This window comes from Achromobacter sp. Marseille-Q0513, from assembly GCF_018195695.1.
In the GTDB taxonomy this organism is placed as follows: Bacteria; Pseudomonadota; Gammaproteobacteria; order Burkholderiales; family Burkholderiaceae_B; genus Achromobacter.
This window is the reverse complement of sequence record NZ_JAGTJY010000606.1, coordinates 1-376: the sequence shown is the minus strand read 5'-3', so window position 1 is coordinate 376 and position 376 is coordinate 1. Positions and strand designations below refer to the sequence as shown.

The 376-nt window shown below is 66.5% G+C and carries 1 protein-coding gene; it reads right to left on the bottom strand.

All coding sequences use genetic code 11. The features are described from left to right. Positions 1-376: hemagglutinin repeat-containing protein (locus KDH83_RS31960; RefSeq protein ID WP_212323207.1), on the bottom strand; the 376-nt coding region annotated here is incomplete at both ends.

Below are 376 nucleotides of genomic sequence, written 5' to 3'. Positions count from 1 at the left end.
CGTCCTTGCGATCCACGCTCTGCATCTGGCTGCCGAGGGTGAAGGCGACGCCGCCGTTGTAGAGGAAACCGCTGGTCCTGGTCTCCTTGAACTGGCTCTGGCTGGCTGTCTCGGTGGCTGCCTGGATCGTCAGGTCGTTGCGGGCGACGATCGTCGTGCCCGCGTCGGACACCACGTTGCTGCCTGTGACGGTCACGTTCCGGCCCTGCACCGCGACGGTGTTGCCGCTGAAGGTGCTGGACACGGCCTGCGTTTCCTCCAGGCTGGCGCGGGTGATCTTGGTCTTGGAGCCCAGCAGGCTGCGCGAGCTGTGCTGGCGGCCTTCGCTCCAGTTACTGTCCGCGACGCCCGCCTGGATGTTCACATCGCCTTGGGC